Consider the following 19,728-nt stretch of genomic DNA (forward strand, 5'->3'; position numbering starts at 1 on the left):
CCGGATGCGCCCTTCGATCGTCCTGCCCTGGGGATCACGCCCCGCGCAGCACCGCGCCGGTGTGCTCGGCCGCGAGGGCCACCGCCGCGTCGCGGGCGGCCGAGGCCTCCTCGACGGTCAGCGTGCGGTCGGCGGCGCGGAAGCGCAGCGCGTACGCGAGCGACTTCTTGCCCTCGCCGACCTGCTCGCCGGTGTAGACGTCGAACAGCCGGATGGACTCAAGGAGTTCACCCGCGCCGCCGCGCAGGAAGTACTCGACGACGGCGGCCGGGACCTCCGTGTCGACCACCAGCGCCACGTCCTGGGTGGCCACCGGGAAGGTGGAGATGCGCGGCGCCGCCAGGGCGCCCTCCCCCGCCTTGCCCAGCGCGTCCAGGTCGAGCTCCATCGCGCAGGTGCGCTCCGGCAGGCTCAGCGCCTTGACCACGCGCGGGTGCAGCTCGCCCGCGTGACCGATGACGACGATCTCGCTGTCGATGACGACGGCGAGCTCGGCGCAGCGGCCCGGGTGCCAGGGGCCGTACTGGCCGTTCTGGACGATGAGTTCGGCGCCGGCCTCGCGGGCCAGGGTCCGGGCGGCCTCGACCGCGTCGGCCCAGTCCGCCGGGCGGCCCTTGCCCCACCAGCCGGCCTGCTCGCGCGCACCGGCGAGGACGACGGCGGCGTGCCGGGGCTGCGCGGGCAGCACCGCGTCGAGCGCCGCGATCTCCTCGTCGGTGGGGCGGCGGTCGACGGGCAGCCGGACGGCGGCGCCCTGCCGCTCGCCCGGCAGGAAGACCAGACCGGTCTCGAAGAGCGCCAGGTCGTGGCTGCCCCGGCCGTCGTTGCGGCGCAGCGTGGCGAGCAGGCCCGGCAGCAGCGTGGTGCGCAGCGCCGGCTCCTCGTCGTTGAGCGGGTTGGCCAGCTTCACGACGCGGCGGGCCGGGTCGTCCTTGTCCAGACCCAGCTGGTCGAAGACCTGCTCGGAGACGAACGGGTAGGCCAGCGCCTCGACGTAGCCCGCCCCGGCCAGCGCGCGGCCGGCCCGGCGGTGCAGCCGCTGGCGCTCGGTGAGCCCGCGCCCGGCGGGCGGCTTCGGCAGGGTGGAGGGCAGGTTCTCGTACCCCTCCAGCCGGATGACCTCCTCGGCGAGGTCGTTCGGCTCGGTGAGGTCGGGGCGCCAGGACGGCACGGTGACGACGAGCTCGTCCTGCCCGTAGACGTCGCAGCCGATCTCCTGGAGGCGGCGCACCACGGTCTCGCGGCCGTAGTCGACGCCCGCCACCTTGTCCGGGTGGTCGGCCGGGATGGAGACGGTGCGCGGCGCGGAGGGCGCGATGACCTCGGTGACCCCGGCCTCGGCGGTGCCGCCCGCGAGCAGCACCAGCAGGTCGACGGTCCGCTGGGCGGCCGCGGAGGCCGCCTGCGGGTCGACGCCGCGCTCGAAGCGCTTGGACGCCTCGGAGGTCAGCTTGTGGCGGCGCGCGGTGCGGGCGATGGCGACCGCGTCGAAGTGCGCGGCCTCGATGACCACCTCGGTGGTGCCCCTGACCTGTCCGGTCTCGGGGTCGGTGACCGAGTCGGCGATTTCCGTGTTGGCGCCGCCCATCACACCGGCGAGGCCGATCGGGCCCCGGTTGTCGGTGATGACGAGGTCGGCGGCGTCCAGCTTGCGCTTGACGCCGTCGAGGGTGGTGATCACCTCGCCGGGCTCGGCGCGGCGCACGCCGATGGGGCCGTCGACCAGGCTGCGGTCGTAGGCGTGCAGCGGCTGGCCGAGCTCGATCATCACGTAGTTGGTGACGTCGACGGCGAGCGAGATCGGCCGCATGCCGGCCTTCTGCAGCCGGCGCTGGAGCCAGATCGGCGAGCGGGCCTCGGGGTCGAGGCCGACGACGGTGCGCGCGGTGAAGCGGTCGCAGCCGATCGGGTCGGCGATCTTCACCTGGTAGCCGTACGAGTTGGGCGCGGGCACGTCGAGCAGCGCCGGGTCGCGCAGCGGCAGGCCGTAGGCGATGGCGGTCTCGCGGGCCACGCCGCGCAGCGACAGGCAGTCGCCGCGGTTGGCGGTCACCGCGATGTCCAGGACCTCGTCGACGAGCTCAAGGAGCGCGATGGCGTCGGTGCCGACCTCGTGCTCGGGCGGCAGGACGATGATGCCGCCGCTGCCGTCGTCGCCCATGCCCAGCTCGTCGCCGGAGCAGATCATGCCGTGCGAGGTCTTGCCGTACGTCTGGCGCGCGGCGATCGCGAAGTCACCGGGCAGCACGGCGCCGGGGAGCACCACGACGACCTTGTCGCCGACCTGGAAGTTGCGCGCGCCGCAGACGATCTCCTGCGGCTCGCCGGTGCCGTTGGCCGTGCCGACGTCGACGGTGCAGAAGCGGATGGGCTTCTTGAAGCCCTCCAGCTCCTCGATGGTCAGCACCTGGCCGACGACCAGGGGGCCCTTGAGCCCGGCGCCGAGCTGCTCGACGGTCTCGACCTCAAGGCCGGCGGACACGAGCTTGGCCTGGACGTCCCGGCCGGTCTCCGTCGCCGGCAGGTCGACGTACTCCCGCAGCCAAGAAAGCGGGACCCGCATCAGATCTCCATCCCGAACGGCCGGGTGAACCGGACGTCACCCTCGACCATGTCTCGCATGTCTTCGACGTTGTGGCGGAACATCAGCAGGCGTTCGATGCCGAAGCCGAAGGCGAATCCGCTGTACTTCTCGGGGTCGACACCGCAGGCGACGAGCACCTTCGGGTTGACCATGCCGCAGCCGCCGAGCTCGATCCAGCCCTCGCTGGAGCAGGTGCGGCAGGGGCGGTCGGGGTTGCCCACCGACTCGCCGCGGCAGACGTAGCACACCATGTCCATCTCGGCGGACGGCTCGGTGAACGGGAAGAAGTTCGGCCGCAGCCGGGTCACCATGTCCTGCCCGAAGAGCGACTGGACCATGTGGTCCAGGGTGCCCTTGAGGTCCGCCATGGTCAGGCCCTCGTCGACGGCGAGCAGCTCGACCTGGTTGAAGACGGGGGTGTGCGTGGCGTCCAGCTCGTCCGTGCGGTAGACCCGGCCGGGGCAGATCACGTAGACCGGCGGCTCGCGGTCGATGAGCGAGCGGATCTGCACGGGCGAGGTGTGCGTGCGCAGCACGACACCGGAGTCGGCCGAGCCGTCCGAGCCCTCCACGAAGAAGGTGTCCTGCTCACCGCGGGCCGGGTGGTCCGGGCCGATGTTGAGCGCGTCGAAGTTGAACCACTCGGCCTCGACCTGCGGGCCCTCGGCCACCTCGTAGCCCATGGCCACGAAGATGTCCTCGATGCGCTCGGAGAGCGTGGTGAGCGGGTGGCGGGCGCCGGCCGGTACGCGGTCGTACGGCAGCGTGACGTCCACCGCCTCCTCGACCAGGACGCGCGCGTCGCGCTCGGCCTCCAGCTCGGCCTGGCGGGCGGCCAGGCCCTTGTTCACGGCGCCGCGGGCCATGCCCACGAGCTTGCCGGCCGCGGCCTTGGCCTGCGGCGGCAGGGCGCCGATCTCGCGGTTGGCGAGCGACAGGGGCGAGGTGCCACCGGCGTGCGCGGTCTTCGCGTGTGCGAGCGCTTCGAGGTCACCGGCCGCGGCGAAGGCGGCGAGCGCCTCGTCCCGCATGCGCTCGATCTCTTCCGGTTTCAGCGCCTCGACCTCAACAGGGTCGTACGACTTATTGGGTGCCGACATCTCTTCCCGTACTTCCGATTGGCTTGGCTGGGGGTCCCGCCACCGCGACAGCGACTCGGCCGCGCGATGGGGCCGCGCGGCGGCACGGACACGAACGCGCCAAAGGTCGAGTCTAACGGGGTGCGGGAAGACGGATGCGCCCGTGGGCTGCCCGGTGGCCGCTACTGGAGGTAGGCCGGGGCGCCGACGGGCAGGATAAATCGGAACTCGGCGCCGCCGCCGCAGCCGCGGCCGACCGCGATCGTCCCGCCGTGCGCCTCGACGATGCCCTTGACGATGTAGAGGCCCAGGCCCGTGCCGCCGCGTTTGCTCCCGCGCCAGAAGCGGGTGAAGACACGGCCCATCGACTCCTCGGGGATGCCGGGGCCTTCGTCGCTCACGGTGACGGCCGTTCCCTTCTCGTCGTGCTCCTCGATGCGCACCGGTGCGGGTGCCACCTCGATGGTGACGGTTCCCTCGCCGTGGCGCACCGCGTTTTCCAGCAGGTTGCCCAGTACCTGGTCGATCTTGTCCGGATCCGCCCACAGATCGGGCAGCGGGCGCTGGATGCGGACCAGGAAGCGGTCGGGTGCCTGTCCGGAGGCGACATGGGCCTGGATGTGCCGGCCGACGGCGGCGGCGACGTCCACGGGCTGGCGGCGCACCTCAAGGCGGCCGGAGTCGATCCGGGAGATGTCGAGGAGTTCGGCGATCAGCCGGGTGACCCGGTTGGCGTCGGCGTCGACGGTCTCCAGCATCAGCCGCTTCTGGTCGTCCGTGAACCGCTCCCACTTGGCGAGCAGCGTCGCCGTGAACCCCTTCACCGAGGTCAGCGGCGAGCGCAGCTCATGGGCGACGGTGGCGATGAGCTCCGCGTGGCTGCGCTCGGTGCGCCGGCGCGCCTCGGTGGAGCGCAGGCTGACCACCACGCGCCGCACCGGTCCGGTGGGGTGCTCGCGCACGTAGCGCGCGGAGACCAGCACCTCGCGCCCGCCGGGCAGCAGCAGGTTCCGCTCGGGCTGGCCGAAGCGGATGGCGAGACCGCCGTACGGGTCGGTCAGCTGCCACCAGCGTCGGCCCTTGAGGTCTTCGAGCGGGAGCGCGCGCTCCAGCGGTACGCCGAGCGCGTCGTGCTTGGGGACCGCGGTGATCCTGGCGGCGGCCGCGTTGAAGCAGATGACGCGGCCCGTCTCGTCGGCGACGACGAGTCCGTCGGGCAGGTCTTCGGGGTCTATCCCCAGGGCGTCCGGGCTACCGGAAGGGCACACCAGGGCATTCTCGCCGATGGTCCTCACGCCGACAGCCATCCCCGTATCCCACCTCTCCGAAGCACACAGTGGGCCCCCGAGCCCGTCACACTACTAGCTACAGGTGACGGTGCGGACCCCCTCAGCGAGGAGTACGGGTGCGCTGGGCCCGCGCCGAGGCGTACAGGCACACCGCGGCGGCCGTCGCCAGGTTGAGGCTCTCGGCCTTCCCGTGGATCGGCACCCGCACCACGGCGTCCGCGAGCGCCCGGGTCTCCTCGGGCAGCCCCCAGGCCTCGTTGCCGAAGATCCAGGCGGTGGGGCCGCCCATGGTGCCCGCGTCCAGCTCGTCGTCGAGGTCGTCCTCGCCCGCTCCGTCGGCGGCGAGGATGCGCACGCCCGCGTCCCGCAGCCCCCGTACGGCCTGCTCCACCGGGACGCCCACGGCGACCGGCAGATGGAAGAGCGAACCGACCGAGGCGCGCACCGACTTGGGGTTGTACAGGTCGACGGAGGCGTCGGTGAGGACGACCGCGTCGGCGCCGGCGGCGTCCGCGCAGCGCAGTACGGTGCCGGCGTTGCCGGGGTCGCGCACGTGCGCGAGGACGGCGACCAGCTTCGGCCGGGCCTTGAGGATGTCCTCGAACGGCGAGTCCAGGAAGCGGCAGACGCCGACCAGGCCCTGCGGGGTGACGGTCTGGGAGACCTCGGCCAGCACCTCGTCGTCCGCGTAGTGGACCCGGGCCCCGGCGTCGCGGGCGGCGGCCACGATGTCCGCGTACCGCTCGGCGGCCTCGACGGTGGTGAACAGCTCGGTCAGCGTCGCCTCACCGCCGGACCGGTGCTCGACGGCCTCCCGGACGGCCTGCGGCCCCTCGGCGATGAACCGCCGCTCCTTGCCCCGGAAATTGCGCCGCGCGAGCCGCTTGGCGGCGGCGACGCGCGGGGAACGCGGGGAGATCAGCTCGGGGGTGGGCATGTACGCGCGGTCTCTCTACGAGGGGGCCTCTTCTTGGGCCCGGTGTTCGTCTGCGGGCTGCGTGTGGCTGGTCGCGCCCACGCGGCGGAGCCGCACGATGTCACAGCCCCGCGCCCCTTGAATGCCGCTGCGCGGCAATCCCCTGGGGCGCCCCGAAGGGGCGCGTCTCACGGGCGCGGGGAACTGCGCGGGCAACCCACCACGGTCCGCAGACGAGCGAGCCCGGGGTGGAGCCCGGAACGCACGGACCCGCAGGCCAAAGGGCCTGCGGGTCCGGGTCCGGCTCAACAAGCCGTCAGGCGCTTACGCGGCCTTCGGGGCGTTGACGTCGCTCGGGAGCGCCTTCTGGGCGACCTCGACGAGCGCGGCGAACGCGTTGGCGTCGTTGACCGCGAGCTCGGCCAGGATCTTGCGGTCCACCTCGATGTTGGCGGCCTTCAGACCCTGGATGAGGCGGTTGTACGTCATGCCGTTCTGGCGGGCAGCGGCGTTGATGCGCTGGATCCACAGCTGACGGAAGTCGCCCTTGCGCTTCTTGCGGTCGTTGTAGTTGTAGACCAGCGAGTGGGTGACCTGCTCCTTGGCCTTGCGGTACAGGCGCGAGCGCTGACCGCGGTAGCCGGAGGCCGCTTCCAGGATCGCCCGGCGCTTCTTGTGGGCGTTGACTGCCCGCTTGACGCGTGCCACTTGTTAACTCCTTGTAGCGGGGCCGTGGTGGGTGATCACACGGCCCGAATTCGAATAGGTCCCGGTCTCGACGTTCCGCCCCCGGTCACCGGAGGCGGAGGAACGTCACTTGCCGAGAAGCTTCTTGATCTTCTTGGCGTCGCCCGGGGCCATCTCGGCGTTGCCGGTGAGGCGACGCGTCAGCTTGGACGACTTGTGCTCGAGCAGGTGGCGCTTGCCGGCACGCTCACGGAGCACCTTGCCGGAGCCGGTGATCTTGAAGCGCTTGCTGGCACCGCTGTGCGACTTGTTCTTCGGCATAGCGCCGTTATCTCCTCGTCAGTGGCGCTCCCAGCCGGTCCGGGGACCGGCGCGCGGGAGCGTCATATGTATCGGTTGTCCTGGGCTGGCTGCCCGGGAATCAGGCCTCGGCGGGTTCCTCGGCCGACGCTTCGACGACGGGCTCCTCGGCGGAGCCTTCGACCTCGGCGTCAGCGGGCAGACCCTGGCGCTCCGCCTTGCGGGCGGCCTGCGCCTCGCGGGCTTCGGCCATAGCCTCGGTCTTCTTCTTGTGCGGACCGAGGACCATGATCATGTTTCGGCCGTCCTGCTTCGGGTTCGACTCGACGAACCCGAGGTCCTGGACATCCTCCGCGAGACGCTGCAGCAGTCGGTAGCCGAGTTCCGGCCGGGACTGCTCGCGACCACGGAACATGATCGTGATCTTGACCTTGTCGCCCTGCTTGAGGAACCGGACGACGTGACCCTTCTTGGTGTCATAGTCGTGCGGGTCGATCTTCGGCCGGAGCTTCATCTCCTTGATGACCGTGTGCGCCTGGTTCTTGCGCGCCTCACGGGCCTTCATGGCCGACTCGTACTTGAACTTCCCGTAGTCCATGAGCTTGCACACGGGCGGACGGGCGTTCGCCGCGACCTCGACCAGGTCCAGGTCGTACTCCTGTGCTAGCTCCAGGGCCTTGGCAAGCGGAACAATCCCGACCTGCTCGCCGCTGGGACCGACAAGTCGCACTTCGGGAACGCGAATCCGGTCGTTGATGCGGGGCTCGGCGCTGATGGATCCTCCTCGGTAGCACCACACGCCTGTCTGGCAGACAAACGCGTACTTTCACTCGGGACCAACCATCGCGGCACATGAAAAATGCCCCGGACGGGACACAGGCGGGGCTCCAAGACAACCGGAGCACCGCCGCGGTCAACCGCGGGGCGCACATCGGACGGCTCCATCGTCCGTACGGAACGATGGCTACCGTCTGACCGGGTGACCCGCCGCCCGTAAAGGCAGTCGGGTGGGAGATCGGAGCCTCCACTTGTGGGCCGGGCACATGGGAGTACCTGGCCGGTCGTTACACAAGGTTAGCAGGACCCGGGCACGGGGGCCAATCGTGCGCACACGGCCGCAGCGCCTATCGTGTGGGGCATGAGTGAGACCTCCCCCCAGTCCCCCGAGACCACCGACTTCGACACCATGACCCGCGACATCGCGGAGGTCCCGGCCGTCGAGGTGATCGTGACGGTCGCCGTGAACCTGATGAGCGCCGCCGCCGTGAAGCTCGGTCTCACGGAGGAGGGCGACGAGCACAAGGACCTGGACGAGGCCCGCAAGCTCGTGCACGCGCTCGCCGGTCTGCTGGACGCCAGCACCACCGAGGTCAGCTCCTTCCACGCCGCCCCGCTGCGCGACGGCCTGAAGTCGCTCCAGCTCGCCTTCCGCGAGGCCTCGCTCGTCCCGGACGAGCCGGGCCAGGGCCCGGGCGAGAAGTACACGGGTCCGGTGTACGGCTAGTCCGACCTCTTCTTACGACGCGAAGCGCCCCCGGAATTCCGGTCCGGGGGCGCTTCGCGTTTCCCTGCCGCCGTCAGCGCGTGAACAGCGGCTCGTTCGGGGGCGGGGCCTGGGCCGGGAGCAGGGCCAGGTCGAGACCCCGTACCAGCCGGGCGCGCAGCACCTCGTCGGCGGCGAGCAGGTCGACGACCCGGCGCGCGGCCTCGGCCGGCACCGCGCCCTCGGCGAGCACGAGTGCGAGGGTGCCGTCGGCGCTGCCCGGGCCGAGGTGGGCGCGCAGCACGGCGGGCTCGGCGGCGACGGCCTTGCGCACGGCCTCGGTCACCGCCGGGTCGTCGAGCGGGTCGGTGCTGGTGCGCCCCTCGGCCAGCGCGAGCAGTGCCGAGCCCTTCAGCTCGTACGCGACGGGGCCCGCGAGGTCGAGGACGACCGTGTCGGCCCGCTCGTGCGCGGCGGCCTGGAGGGCCTGGTGCAGCGGTACGGCGACGGGCCGGGCCGCCGGGTCCCAGAGCGCGAGCGAGGCGGTCGAGGTGAAGGCGGGCAGCGCCTTGCGGTCGCCCGCCTGGAGCGTGGGCACCGCCATGTCGCTGGTCTTCTCGCGCCGCAGCCCGTTCTCGTCCTCCTCCACCTCGCCGAGGACGGCGACGATGGGCACCAGGAGCCGGGCGCCCTTCAGCGCGGCGAGCACGCGCGACTCGGCGGCGGCGTCGCCCTTCGCCCCGGCCCAGGCGGTCAGCGCCGCCGTGAGTTCGGGGTCGGCGGTGCCGTCGTCGTCGGAGAAACCGGGGTCCGGGATGTTCTTGAGCTCCACGGCACGAGCCTAACCGGGGCGCGCGCCCGCTCCCGCCGGGCCCGGCCCGTAACCTCGCCGGATGGATCAGGACGCGGTGGTGTCGACGGCGGTGTCCCCGGTCGCGGAGCGGGCCGGGGGTTCGCTGTCGGCCGGGGTGTACGACCTCGCGAGCGGCGCGGGCGGGGTGTGCGGGGACGAGGGGCGTACGTACGACACGGCCAGCGTCGTCAAGGTCGACATCCTCGCGGCCCTGCTGCTGCGGGCCCAGGACACCTGCCGGGAGCCGACCGCGAGCGAGTGGGAGTCGGCGGCCGCCATGATCGAGCGGAGCGACAACGACGCGGCGACCGCACTGTGGCGGCTGATCGGCGGCGCGCCCGGTCTGGACGCGGCGAACCGGCGGCTGGGCCTCGCCGAGACGTCCGGGGCGGCGGCGTGGGGGCTGACCCGGACCACGGTCCGGGACCGGCTGGCGCTGCTGAAGGCGGTGTTCGGGGCTGAGTCGGCGCTGGACGCGCGCTCGCGGGGGCACCTTGCGACCGTGATGAGCCGTACGGTCGCCGGGCAGGACTGGGGTGTCTCGGCGGCGGGCACCGCGTGGGCCCTGAAGAACGGGTGGCTGCCCCGGACCGCGACGGGGCTGTGGGTCGTCAACAGCATCGGCCGGGTGACGGCGCCGGACGGCCGCGTCTGTCTGGTGGCGGTCCTGTCCGACGGGCACGCGACCAAGGAGGCGGGGGTGGCGGCGGTGGAGGACGCGGCGCGGGCGGCGGTACGGGCGGTGGGCGCGGCGCTGCGGGCCGCGCCCGGCGCTACCTCGACACCGTGATCCGGCTGCGGCGCCACAGGGTGACCGAGGCGGCGAGCAGGACGGCGCCCGCGCCCGCCGCGAGCGCGGCCAGCCAGTCGCCCCGGTGGTCGGGCGCTTTCGGCTTGTCGGGGCCCGGGCCGAAGTAGGTGCTGCGGGAGGCGCGCTCCGTCGACGTGTTCGTCCGTACCTCGGGCTTGAGGCGGGCGCCCGCGGCGAGGGCGGCCGCCGGGTCGACGGTGCCGTACCCCCGGGAGTCGTCGTGGCCGCCCTGCGGCGCGTTGCGGGCGGTGTCCGCGAGGAGGGTCTTGATCTGCGCCGGGGAGAGGGCGGGGTGGGCCGAGCGGATCAGGGCGACGGCGCCGGAGACGAAGGCGGAGGCGGCGCTGGTGCCCCAGCCCTCGTAGTACTTGCGGTCCGGGTCCGCTATCACCACGTCGACGCCGGGCGCGGAGACGGTGGCGTACCAGCGGCGGGTGGAGAACGCGGCGTGCGTGCCGTAGCGGTCGACGGCCGCGACCGCGATGACGCCCGGATAGGCGGCGGGGTAGGACACATGGTCGCCCTGCTCGCCGCCGTTGCCCGCGGAGGCGACGACGACGGCGCCCCGGGCCAGCGCGTACTGGATCGCGGCGTCCTCGGACGGTTCGGGGTGCGCGGAGGCGCTGTCGTCGCCGAGGGAGAGGTTGATGACGTCCGCGCCGTGGTCGGTGGCCCAGCGGATGCCGTCGGCGAGGGCGGTGCCACGGCTCTCGCGGGCCTTCTTGCGGGCCGGGTCGGACGATTCGAGGATCACCCGGACCGGCAGGATCCTGGCCTCGGGGGCGATGCCGAGCACGCCGTCCTGGTGGCCGGGGCCGTGTCCGTGGCCCGCGATGATCCCGGCCATGGCGGTGCCGTGCCGGGCCCAGTCACGGCTGCCCCGCCCGGCTCCGAAGCCGATGAGGTCGTTGCCGGGCAGGACCGATCCGGCGAGGTCGGGGTGGGTGGCGTCGACTCCGGTGTCCAGGACGGCGACGGTGATGCCCTTGCCCCTGGTCGTACGCCAGGCCTCCTGCGTGTGCATCGCGGCCAGCTCCCACTGCCGGTCCCGGATGGTGTCCGCCTGCGCGGGGGCGGCGGGGAGCAGCAGCGCGAGGGTGGCGGCGCAGCCGAGAACGGCGGCGCGGGCGCGGCGGGGCGTGGTCATCACTGCTTCTTCGTTCCGGTGGCGGCGGTCTTGCGCAGGGCGCGCTCCACCCGGTCGGCGATGCCCTTGGCGTCCTGGGTGAGCCCGGCCTCGACGGGGGCGTCGGCGGCGCCGTCGGCCACTGCGCGGTCGGCGGGCTGCGGGTCGGTGACGGTACGGGCGTCGGCGAAGCCGGTGACGGAGTAGACGACGACGGGGGCGTCGGTGAGGACGCGCACGGTCCAGCTCGCCCGCTGCCTGTCGCCGAACCCGGCGGCGGGCGTGCCCTTGACGGGGTACGGGCGCGGCATCAGGTCGCTGCGGTCGCCCAGCGACTCGTCGCCGAACCGGGTGCGCAGCGCGCCCATCGCGGCGGCGTCGGCCTCGGTGAACACCAGCCCGACGGTGGTGACGGCACTCGACGTGGCGTCGGTGTACGTGGCTCGCAACAGCCGTACGCAGCCGACCGGTTGGAGCGCCTTGAGCAGCAGCGGGTCCAGCGCGCCCGCGCAGCCGCCGTCGGGGGCGACCCCCAGCCGGGTCCAGACCCGGTCGGCGCCGCCGGGCCCGGCCCCGTTCCCGCTGATGGTCGGCGGGAAGAGCGTGTCCACGGGCACGTTGTGCCATATCTCGCGGGCGGCGGTGTATCCGGTACGGGAGTCCCCGTCACCGGATCCGCTGCCGATCCAGCTCCCGGCCGCGGCCCCGCCCAGCAGCCCGACCCCCAGTACGAGGCAGACGGCGGCCGCGACGACCCGCCCGGTACGGCGAGGGCGCGCGGGCTCGACGCCGGGTGCGCTCTGGTCCCCGCCCACGGGTATCAAGGGCGGGATCGCGGGTATGGGCGCTGGCGTCGCGGGGGCGGCGGGCGACTGGGCGGGCGCCGTCATGGGACGCGGCCCCGGCACATGCACCGGAGGCGCGGCGGGCGCGGCCGGACCGGCCACCGGTGTCACCGGAGTCACCGGCACAGCCGACGGCTTCGGCGGTACGGCCGGGCGCGACGCGGGCGGTGCCGCGAGGGCGGCGTCCAGCAGATCGATGGCGGAACGGGGACGCTCGGCGGGAGGCGTGGCGGCGGACGCGGGCCGGGCACCCGGAGACGTGGAGGCGGACGCGGGCCGCGCGCCGGGCGTCGGGGACGCGGGCGCGGACGTCGGAAGCGGCCGCTCCGCAGGGGGCGTCCCGCCACCGGAACGGGCCGGCGCGCCCGAGCCCTCGTCCGAGGCGGGCATCGCCGGGGGCCGTTGTGCGTCCGTGGTCAATGGCCCCCCTCGTACCCTCGTGCCTGCGCTGCGGATCGGCTTGGCCGGCCGGGCCGTTCGTTGCCGCGTGGGCGTTACTTTACGGGCTGGGTGCGCCGGGCAGGGCGCCGGACCGGAGCAGGCCCGAGCGGACGGGGGATCTGCCCCGATCGTCCCCCTACCCCCGGGTAGGCCGTTCTGGCAGGCTCTGCCCATGACTCCCCGCGCAGCCGACCGGGCCCGCTACGACCGGGCCACCGAAGCTCTCGACGCCCCGCTCGCGCTCGTGGACCTGGAAGCGTTCGACGCCAACGCCGACGACCTCGTCCGGCGCTCCGGCGGAAAGCCGATCCGGGTCGCCAGCAAGTCCGTACGCTGCCGGGCCCTGCTCGAACGGGTGCTGGCGCGCGACGGGTTCGCCGGGATCATGTCGTTCACCCTCGCCGAGTCGATCTGGCTGGCCCGGGCCGGGTTCGAGGACGTGCTCCTCGCGTATCCGTCCGCCGACCGGGAGCGGTTCACCGAGCTGACCGGGGACCCCAAGCTCGCGGCCGCCGTCACCGTCATGGTCGACGACCCGGCCCAGCTCGACCTCATCGACCGGGCCCGCGAGCGGCACGACCTCGTGGTCCGCGTCTGCGTCGAGCTGGACACCTCGCTGCGGCTGTTCGGCGGGCGCGTCCGCGTCGGCGCCCGCCGCTCGCCGCTGCGCGAGCCCGCCCAACTCGCGGAGCTGGCCCGCGCCGTCGACCGCCGTCCCGGCTTCCGGCTGGTCGGACTGATGGCGTACGAGGGCCATGTGGCCGGGGTGGGCGACGCCATCGCGGGGCGGCCGGTGCGCTCCCGGGCGATCCGGCTGATGCAGAGCGCCGCACGCAAGGAGCTGGCGGCGCGCCGGGCCGAGGTGGTGCGGGCCGTGCGGGCCGTCGTACCGGATCTGGAGTTCGTCAACGGAGGCGGCACCGGGAGCGTCCAGCACACCGCCGCCGAGGACGCCGTCACCGAGATCGCCGCCGGGTCCGGTCTCTATGTGCCGCGCCTGTTCGACAACTACACGTCGTTCACCGGGCGCCCCGCCGCGCTCTTCGCCCAGCCGGTGGTGCGCCGCCCGGGCGTCGGGGTGGTGACCGTGCTCGGCGGCGGCTACCCCGCCTCGGGCGCCGCGGGCGTGGACCGGCTGCCGGTTCCCTACCTTCCCGAAGGGCTGCGCTACGACCCGCAGGAGGGCGCCGGTGAGGTGCAGACCCCGCTGCTGGGCTCGGCCGCCGACGATCTGCTGATCGGCGACAAGGTGTGGTTCCGGCACGCCAAGGCGGGTGAACTGTGCGAGCGGTTCGACGAGTTGCACCTGGTGGAGGGCGACCGCGTCACCGCGACCGTGCCCACCTACCGGGGCGAGGGCCGCACCTTCCTCTGACGGCCTTTCTCCGGCACCGGAGGCGGCCGTCACGGCGTCGGGGGCGCCAGGCTGCTGCCGACTCCGCCGTTCTGCGCTCCGCCGATGACCCGGATGCCCTCGGTGATCCGGTCCATCCCGGTGAGCGGCACGGCGCCCGCCCCCGCGTCGAAGGCGAACCGGACGATGATCATCGACTCGCTGCCGACGCTGGACGGGAACGCCAGCGACTCCACGTAACCCCCGGGCCCGGCACCGGTCCTGACGCTCCACCGGACCAGATAGCCGGTGCGCCCCGCGACCACCACGGAGGCGGAGCGCACCTCGCGGTGCGAGGCGATCCCTCCGTAGTGGCGGTTGCCGAGGACGTCCTTGTCGTACGCGTCGGCGGCCGCGTCCGCGATGTCGTGCTTCGCGATGGCCTCGGCGGTCGTGAGGTCGGTGGCGGCGGCGGTGCGGCTGGTGACGACGGCGTGGTGGCAGTACGCGCCCTTGTCTCCGGGGCAGTCGAAGGTGTCCTTGGTCCACATCGTGGGGAAGCGCGCCATCGTGGATTCGTGGTCGGGCTTCTCCCAGCCGGGCAGGACCGGCAGGGTGATGCCGTTGAGCTGGTCGACCAGGACGCTCCGGTCGTCCGTGGCCGTCGCGCTCGGGGACGGGGCCGCGCTCCGCGTGTGCGAAGTCGCTGACTGAGTCGGCTGGTCCGGTGCCGCGACGGCCGCCGGGCCGCTGTCGTCCTCACCGAGCAGGGCCACCCCGGCGACGATCGCCGCGACCAGCACCACCGCGGCCCCCACGACGGCGGCGACCGGGCCCCGACCCCGCCCCTGCGGCCGCTCCCCCGCGGACGGCAGCGGCACGGTCGCCGCGGCGGGCGGCGGGGGCGGCACCACGGGAACCGCCGGCTGCCCGGCGGCTCTGGTGTACCCGGTCCAGGCGGTCCCGTCCCACCAGCGCTCGATGGCGGGACTGCCCGGATCCGGGTACCAGCCGGGCGGCGTCGTCATGCTCATCCGGCCACCCTATGGGGGCGGTTCAGCCCCCGTACACCGTGTCCCGCTGGTCGGAGACGACCGTGCCGTCGCCCCGGCGGACGGGGGCCGCGGTGCCGTCGTGGTCCGTGTACGCGGTGGTGGAGCACGGGTAGTCGGCGCTCTTGCGGCCCTTGGGCTGGATGAACATCGGGTTGACGATCCAGCGGCCGTCGTTGTTGTCGTACGCGCGGCACATCAGCTCGTTCTTGTTGCGGTTCAGGACGAGCCGCAGCCCGGTGGCGTCCCGCAGGAACGACACATCGGTGTCGGAGTCGCCCGCCGCGAACACCTGCCGCCGCGCGGCGGGCTGGACCCGCTCGGCGGCCGCGCCGCGCACCCCGAAGATCTCCTGGTTGATCCAGCACCGCTTGCCGTCGATGTACGTGATCATCCCGTCCTCGCCGTCGGCGACCGTGCCGCAGCCCTTGAGGTGCGGGGTGATCCGGCCGTGCGCGGTGACGCTGCGGATGCCGATGGCGTGGTCCTTCGCGACGCCCACCCCGCCCGCCCACTCGTCCACGACCGTCTCGGGCGACGCCGAGGTGATCCAGACGTCGAACCCGGCCTTCTGGAGCGTACGGATGAGATCGCGCTGCTGGTCGTAGTAGCGCACCCAGCCGGTCACCTTGGCGGTGCCGACCTGCTGCTCGGTGCCGATCGGAGCGGCCAGGTTCTCGGTGCGGGCGGCGCGCGCGAACGCCTTGATGTCGGCGGTGCGCCAGCCGTTCATCAGCTGGGCGAGCCAGGCGTACTGCGGCTCGATCCGGCGGTGGTCGAAGCCGGTGAAGGCGGTGGCGCCCTTGGTGGTCGTGCCCTCCCCGTAGACCGTGCGTATCTCGTCGGCGCAGCGGGTGTCGGTGGCCGTGGGCAGGGTGGCGCCGTCGGCCGTGCAGGCGGCGGCGAGCGCGGCGGCCGCCTGGTCGGTGAGGTAGCGGCTGGTGGTGTGCCAGTCGCCGTGCAGCGGGCGGCGGATCTTGGAGTGGCGCAGCATCCAGTACATCGTGGCGTCGCCGACGTCGTTCTTGACGACCGTGTTGTCCCAGTCGAAGACCGCGACCGGCTTGTGCCCCTTGGCCGGGCCCACGCCCTTGCCGCACTTGCCGTAGCTGTCGATGAGCTCCTGGAGCCGGGCCTTGTTCTGCCCGTACCAGCCCTGCGTCACGGTCAGCGTGGGGCACTTGCCCGTGTGCGCCTGGGCGGTGGGGGCGGCGGCGAAGGCACTCCCCGCGATCGCCACAGCGGCGGCCGCGGCCTGCCAACGACGTGCATTGCGCATGAACACTCCTGTCACCAACGGAAGATCGGGGGAACGCTAGAGCGGACAGCCGGGCGTCGCACGACGCCCGGCTGTCCGACGGGTGGAGCAGAGGTGAACGACTAGAGCGGGGTCACATACGCGCCCGAGATGCCGCCGTCCACCAGGAAGTCGGTCGCGTTGACGAACGACGAGTCGTCGCTGGCGAGGAAGGCGACGGCGGCGGCGATCTCCTCGGCCTGCGCGAAGCGGCCGAGCGGGATGTGCACCAGGCGGCGCGCGGCCCGCTCGGGGTCCTTCGCGAACAGCTCCTGGAGCAGCGGGGTGTTGACCGGCCCCGGGCACAGCGCGTTGACCCGGATGCCCTCGCGGGCGAACTGCACGCCCAGCTCGCGGGACATCGCGAGCACGCCGCCCTTGGACGCGGTGTACGAGATCTGCGAGGTCGCGGCGCCCATCCGGGCCACGAAGGACGCGGTGTTGATGATCGAGCCGCGGCGCTGCTCGCGCATGTACGGGATGGCCGCCTTGCAGCACAGGTAGACCGAGGTGAGGTTGACGTCCTGGACGCGCTTCCAGGCCTCCAGACCGGTCTCCAGGATGGAGTCGTCGTCGGGCGGGGAGATGCCCGCGTTGTTGAAGGCGATGTCGACGCTGCCGTAGGTGTCGTACGCGGTCTTGAAGAGGGCGTCGACCTGCTCGGCGTCGGTGACGTCGACGCGTACGGCCAGGCCGCCGACCTCGTCCGCGGCCTTCTTGGCGGCGGCCTCGTCGATGTCGCCGCACACCACATGCGCGCCCTCGGAGGCGAGGCGGCGGGCGGTGGCGAGGCCGATGCCGCTGCCGGCTCCGGTGATGACGGCGGTGCGGCCGACGAGCCGGCGGCAGATGCTTTCCTGGGTCACAGTGCGGGGCCTTCCGTGCTGATGAAGACGTTCTTGGTTTCGGTGAAGGCGGCCAGCGCGTCGGGGCCGAGCTCACGGCCCAGGCCCGACTGCTTGTAGCCGCCGAAGGGGGTCCAGTAGCGCACGCTGGAGTGCGAGTTGACGGAGAGGTTGCCGGCCGCGACGGCGCCGGACACCCGCAGGGCGCGCCCGACGTCACGGGTCCAGATCGAGCCGGACAGGCCGTACTCGGTGGCGTTGGCCAGGCGTACGGCGTCCGCCTCGTCCTCGAACGGCAGCACCACGGCGACCGGTCCGAAGACCTCCTCGGCCGCCACCGGCGCGTGCGGCGCGACCCCCGTCAGGACGGTCGGCGGGAACCAGAAGCCGGGGCCGTCGGGCGCGCTGCCCCGGATGCCCTGCATGTCGCCGTCGACGTAGGCGCGTACGCGCTCCAGCTGGACCCTGGAGATCAGCGGGCCCATCTGGGTCTTCTCGTCGGCCGGGTCACCGACCACGACGGACTCGATGCCGGGGGCGAGCAGTTCGAGGAAGCGGTCGTAGACGGAGCGCTGGACCAGGATGCGGGTGCGGGCGCAGCAGTCCTGGCCGCTGTTGTCGAGGAACGACATGGGCGCGGCCGCGGCGGCCGCCTCGATGTCGGCGTCCGCGAAGACGATGTTGGCGCTCTTGCCGCCGAGTTCGAGGGTGAGGCGCTTCACCCGCTCCGCGCACGTGGCCATGATCTGCTTGCCGACCCGGGTGGAGCCGGTGAAGACGATCTTGGCGACGCCGGGGTGCTCGACGAGGGCCGCGCCCGCGACGGCGCCCGCGCCCGGGAGCACCTGGAACAGGTCCTCGGGCAGGCCCGCCGCCACCGCGAGCCCGGCGAGGCGCAGGGCGGTGAGCGGGGTGGTCTCGGCGGGCTTGAGGATCACCGCGTTCCCGGCCGCGAGCGCCGGGGCGGTGCCCCAGGCGGCGATCGGCATCGGGAAGTTCCAGGGCGCGATGACGCCGACGACTCCCAGCGGTTCCAGGATCGTGATGTCGAGGCCGCCCGGAACCGGGATCTGGCGTCCCGTCAGGCGTTCCACTCCCCCGGCCGCGTAGTCGAGCAGATCACGGACGTTGCCGGCCTCCCAGCGGGCGTTGCCGACCGTGTGCCCGGCCTCCTTGACCTCCAGCTGGGCCAGCTCTTCGAGGTGTTCGTCGACGGCGACGGCGAAGCGGCGCAGCAGGCGGGCGCGGTCGGCCGGGGCCAGCGCCGCCCACTTCTGCTGCGCCCGCGCGGCCCGTACGACCGCCGCGTCCACGTCCGCTGCACTGGCGGCCGGGACGGTCGCGATGACCTCCTCCGTCGCCGGATTGAGCACCTGGTGCTCGTGCGTGTCGTCCATCTCGTGCGTCAAGAAGGGCCTCACAGGCGTTCGAAGGAGCGGCGGAGCTCCCAGTCGGTCACCGCGGCGTCGTAGGCGTCCAGCTCGACGCGCGCCATGTTGCGGTAGTGCGCGACCACCTCGTCCCCGAAGGCGGCCTTGGCGATGGGGCTGTTCTCCCACAGCTCGGCGGCCTCGCGCAGGGTGGTCGGGACGTGCTCGTACTCCGAGGTGTAGGCGTTGCCGGCGCAGGCGTCGGGCAGTTCGAGCTGCTGCTCGACGCCGTACAGACCCGCCGCGACCAGTCCGGCGACCGCCAGATGGGGGTTGACGTCACCGCCGGGCAGCCGGTTCTCGAACCGCAGCGAGCGGCCGTGGCCGACCACCCGCAGCGCACAGGTGCGGTTGTCGTGACCCCAGGCGACGGCGGTGGGCGCGAACGAGCCCGGCTGGAAGCGCTTGTACGAGTTGATGTTCGGCGCGTACAGCAGCGAGAAGTCCCGCAGCGCGGCCAGCTGCCCGGCCAGGAAGTGGCGCATCAGCGCGGACATGCCACCCGGGCCGTCGCCCGGCATGACGTTGCGGCCCTCCTCGTCGGCGAGCGAGAGGTGGATGTGACAGGAGTTGCCCTCGCGCTCGTTGTACTTCGCCATGAAGGTGAGCGAGACGCCCTCCTGGGAGGCGATCTCCTTGGCGCCGGTCTTGTAGATGGCGTGCTGGTCGCAGGTGACCAGGGCCTCGTCGTAGCGGAAGACGATCTCGTGCTGGCCCGGGTTGCACTCGCCCTTGGCGGACTCGACGGTCAGGCCCGCGCCCGCCATCTCGTTGCGGATGCGGCGCAGCAGCGGCTCGATCCGGCCGGTGCCGAGCACCGAGTAGTCGATGTTGTACTGGTTGGCCGGGGTCAGCCCCCGGTAGTCCGCGTTCCAGGCCTGCTCATAGGTGTCCCGGAAGACGATGAACTCCAGCTCGGTGCCGACCTGTGCGGTGAGGCCGAGCTCGGCGAGCCGGTCGAGCTGGCGGCGCAGGATCTGGCGCGGGGCGGCGACGACGGGCGCGCCGTCCTCCCAGCCGAGGTCCGCGACGAGCATGGCCGTGCCCTCGTTCCACGGGACGCGGCGCAGGGTGGTGAGGTCGGGGAGCATGGCGAAGTCGCCGTAGCCGCGCTCCCAGGAGGACATCTCATAGCCGCCGACCGTGTTCATCTCGGTGTCGACGGCGAGGAGGTAGTTGCAGCCCTCGGTGCCATGGGCGACTACCTCGTCGAGGAAGAAACGTGCGGCGAACCGCTTGCCCTGGAGCCGCCCTTGCATATCGGGGAAGGCCAGGACCACAGTGTCGATCTCGCCGCTCTCGACGAGCGCGCGCAGCGCGTCGATGTCGAGCGGGGGTGTGCGGTCTGCCACGGGAA

The 19,728-nt window shown here is 72.9% G+C and carries 18 protein-coding genes; 3 read left to right on the forward strand and 15 right to left on the reverse strand.

Annotated elements, in window-relative coordinates; genetic code table 11:
* Window positions 1–34: 34 nt before the first annotated feature.
* The 7 genes from pheT to infC form a co-directional block, all read right to left on the reverse strand.
* Entirely contained in the window at window positions 35–2,563 is a 2,529-nt protein-coding gene (gene pheT / locus ACGFRG_RS20485) for a phenylalanine--tRNA ligase subunit beta (RefSeq protein ID WP_393265746.1), read from the reverse strand.
* The gene (gene pheS, locus ACGFRG_RS20490) at window positions 2,563–3,684 is read right to left on the reverse strand and encodes a phenylalanine--tRNA ligase subunit alpha (RefSeq protein ID WP_361420950.1); all 1,122 of its coding nucleotides are present in this window, start codon (window positions 3,682–3,684) and stop codon (window positions 2,563–2,565) included. The genes pheT and pheS overlap by 1 nt, the downstream gene beginning before the upstream one ends.
* A gap of 161 nt (window positions 3,685–3,845) precedes the next feature.
* A complete protein-coding gene (locus ACGFRG_RS20495; protein WP_361420953.1) occupies window positions 3,846–4,970 on the reverse strand; it encodes an ATP-binding protein in 1,125 nt (374 codons plus the stop codon).
* A gap of 82 nt (window positions 4,971–5,052) precedes the next feature.
* Entirely contained in the window at window positions 5,053–5,889 is an 837-nt protein-coding gene (locus ACGFRG_RS20500; RefSeq protein ID WP_361420956.1) for an RNA methyltransferase, read from the reverse strand.
* 303 nt (window positions 5,890–6,192) lie between these two features.
* Complete coding sequence (gene rplT / locus ACGFRG_RS20505; protein ID WP_003970214.1) at window positions 6,193–6,576, reverse strand: 50S ribosomal protein L20; 384 nt, start codon at window positions 6,574–6,576, stop codon at window positions 6,193–6,195.
* A gap of 105 nt (window positions 6,577–6,681) precedes the next feature.
* A complete protein-coding gene (gene rpmI / locus ACGFRG_RS20510) occupies window positions 6,682–6,876 on the reverse strand; it encodes a 50S ribosomal protein L35 (protein WP_030754426.1) in 195 nt (64 codons plus the stop codon).
* A gap of 100 nt (window positions 6,877–6,976) precedes the next feature.
* On the reverse strand, window positions 6,977–7,654 hold the full coding sequence (gene infC / locus ACGFRG_RS20515; protein WP_361420959.1) for a translation initiation factor IF-3: 678 nt from the start codon (window positions 7,652–7,654) through the stop codon (window positions 6,977–6,979).
* A 339-nt stretch (window positions 7,655–7,993) separates the two neighbouring features.
* Here infC and ACGFRG_RS20520 point away from each other — a divergent pair, with 339 nt between their 5' ends.
* Window positions 7,994–8,359 (forward strand): DUF1844 domain-containing protein, encoded by a 366-nt coding sequence (locus tag ACGFRG_RS20520; protein ID WP_361420962.1) that lies wholly within the window; start codon window positions 7,994–7,996, stop codon window positions 8,357–8,359.
* 73 nt (window positions 8,360–8,432) lie between these two features.
* Here ACGFRG_RS20520 and ACGFRG_RS20525 read toward each other — a convergent pair whose 3' ends face one another.
* Window positions 8,433–9,170 (reverse strand): SseB family protein, encoded by a 738-nt coding sequence (locus ACGFRG_RS20525; RefSeq protein ID WP_361420965.1) that lies wholly within the window; start codon window positions 9,168–9,170, stop codon window positions 8,433–8,435.
* Between the two features lie 61 nt (window positions 9,171–9,231).
* Between ACGFRG_RS20525 and ACGFRG_RS20530 the strand changes: the two genes are divergently transcribed.
* Window positions 9,232–9,981, forward strand: coding sequence for a serine hydrolase (locus tag ACGFRG_RS20530; RefSeq protein WP_393265754.1), 750 nt, complete (start codon window positions 9,232–9,234; stop codon window positions 9,979–9,981).
* Here ACGFRG_RS20530 and mycP read toward each other — a convergent pair.
* Both mycP and ACGFRG_RS20540 read right to left on the reverse strand, forming a co-directional pair.
* Window positions 9,965–11,149, reverse strand: a complete 1,185-nt coding sequence (gene mycP / locus ACGFRG_RS20535; protein ID WP_393265757.1) for a type VII secretion-associated serine protease mycosin — start codon at window positions 11,147–11,149, stop codon at window positions 9,965–9,967. The two genes, ACGFRG_RS20530 and mycP, sit on opposite strands and share 17 nt — an antisense overlap.
* Complete coding sequence (locus tag ACGFRG_RS20540) at window positions 11,149–12,393, reverse strand: hypothetical protein (RefSeq protein ID WP_393265760.1); 1,245 nt, start codon at window positions 12,391–12,393, stop codon at window positions 11,149–11,151. Before ACGFRG_RS20540 ends, mycP begins: the two co-directional genes overlap by 1 nt.
* Before the next feature lie 193 nt (window positions 12,394–12,586).
* On the opposite strand from ACGFRG_RS20540, the gene ACGFRG_RS20545 reads away from it, so the two are divergent.
* The gene (locus tag ACGFRG_RS20545) at window positions 12,587–13,789 is read left to right on the forward strand and encodes an amino acid deaminase/aldolase (RefSeq protein WP_393265763.1); all 1,203 of its coding nucleotides are present in this window, start codon (window positions 12,587–12,589) and stop codon (window positions 13,787–13,789) included.
* Between the two features lie 29 nt (window positions 13,790–13,818).
* Here ACGFRG_RS20545 and ACGFRG_RS20550 read toward each other — a convergent pair whose 3' ends face one another.
* The 5 genes from ACGFRG_RS20550 to ACGFRG_RS20570 form a co-directional block, all read right to left on the reverse strand.
* Window positions 13,819–14,781: a DUF2510 domain-containing protein gene (locus ACGFRG_RS20550; protein WP_393265765.1), complete on the reverse strand. Its 963-nt coding sequence runs from the start codon at window positions 14,779–14,781 to the stop codon at window positions 13,819–13,821.
* Window positions 14,782–14,803: 22 nt separating this feature from the next.
* Window positions 14,804–16,078, reverse strand: coding sequence for a haloacid dehalogenase-like hydrolase (locus tag ACGFRG_RS20555; protein WP_393265768.1), 1,275 nt, complete (start codon window positions 16,076–16,078; stop codon window positions 14,804–14,806).
* Between the two features lie 101 nt (window positions 16,079–16,179).
* A complete protein-coding gene (locus tag ACGFRG_RS20560; protein WP_361420986.1) occupies window positions 16,180–16,962 on the reverse strand; it encodes a 3-oxoacyl-ACP reductase in 783 nt (260 codons plus the stop codon).
* Complete coding sequence (locus ACGFRG_RS20565) at window positions 16,959–18,338, reverse strand: aldehyde dehydrogenase family protein (protein ID WP_393266089.1); 1,380 nt, start codon at window positions 18,336–18,338, stop codon at window positions 16,959–16,961. The genes ACGFRG_RS20560 and ACGFRG_RS20565 overlap by 4 nt, the downstream gene beginning before the upstream one ends.
* A gap of 20 nt (window positions 18,339–18,358) precedes the next feature.
* A complete protein-coding gene (locus ACGFRG_RS20570; RefSeq protein ID WP_393265771.1) occupies window positions 18,359–19,723 on the reverse strand; it encodes a glutamine synthetase family protein in 1,365 nt (454 codons plus the stop codon).
* Window positions 19,724–19,728: the final 5 nt, after the last annotated feature.

The organism is Streptomyces sp. NPDC048696, from assembly GCF_043198895.1.
Taxonomy (GTDB): Bacteria; Actinomycetota; Actinomycetes; order Streptomycetales; family Streptomycetaceae; genus Streptomyces.

Bases quoted from the DNA above. Each gene is read 5' to 3' on its own strand.
- pheS (WP_361420950.1), bottom strand. From the start codon at position 3,684: ATGTCGGCACCCAATAAGTCGTACGACCCTGTTGAGGTCGAGGCGCTG.
- ACGFRG_RS20495 (WP_361420953.1), bottom strand. From the start codon at position 4,970: ATGGCTGTCGGCGTGAGGACCATCGGCGAGAATGCCCTGGTGTGCCCT.
- rpmI (WP_030754426.1), bottom strand. From the start codon at position 6,876: ATGCCGAAGAACAAGTCGCACAGCGGTGCCAGCAAGCGCTTCAAGATC.
- ACGFRG_RS20550 (WP_393265765.1), bottom strand. From the start codon at position 14,781: ATGAGCATGACGACGCCGCCCGGCTGGTACCCGGATCCGGGCAGTCCC.
- pheT (WP_393265746.1), bottom strand. From the start codon at position 2,563: ATGCGGGTCCCGCTTTCTTGGCTGCGGGAGTACGTCGACCTGCCGGCG.
- ACGFRG_RS20520 (WP_361420962.1), top strand. From the start codon at position 7,994: ATGAGTGAGACCTCCCCCCAGTCCCCCGAGACCACCGACTTCGACACC.
- ACGFRG_RS20500 (WP_361420956.1), bottom strand. From the start codon at position 5,889: ATGCCCACCCCCGAGCTGATCTCCCCGCGTTCCCCGCGCGTCGCCGCC.
- mycP (WP_393265757.1), bottom strand. From the start codon at position 11,149: ATGACCACGCCCCGCCGCGCCCGCGCCGCCGTTCTCGGCTGCGCCGCC.
- ACGFRG_RS20545 (WP_393265763.1), top strand. From the start codon at position 12,587: ATGACTCCCCGCGCAGCCGACCGGGCCCGCTACGACCGGGCCACCGAA.
- ACGFRG_RS20530 (WP_393265754.1), top strand. From the start codon at position 9,232: ATGGATCAGGACGCGGTGGTGTCGACGGCGGTGTCCCCGGTCGCGGAG.
- ACGFRG_RS20565 (WP_393266089.1), bottom strand. From the start codon at position 18,338: ATGGACGACACGCACGAGCACCAGGTGCTCAATCCGGCGACGGAGGAG.
- ACGFRG_RS20555 (WP_393265768.1), bottom strand. From the start codon at position 16,078: ATGCGCAATGCACGTCGTTGGCAGGCCGCGGCCGCCGCTGTGGCGATC.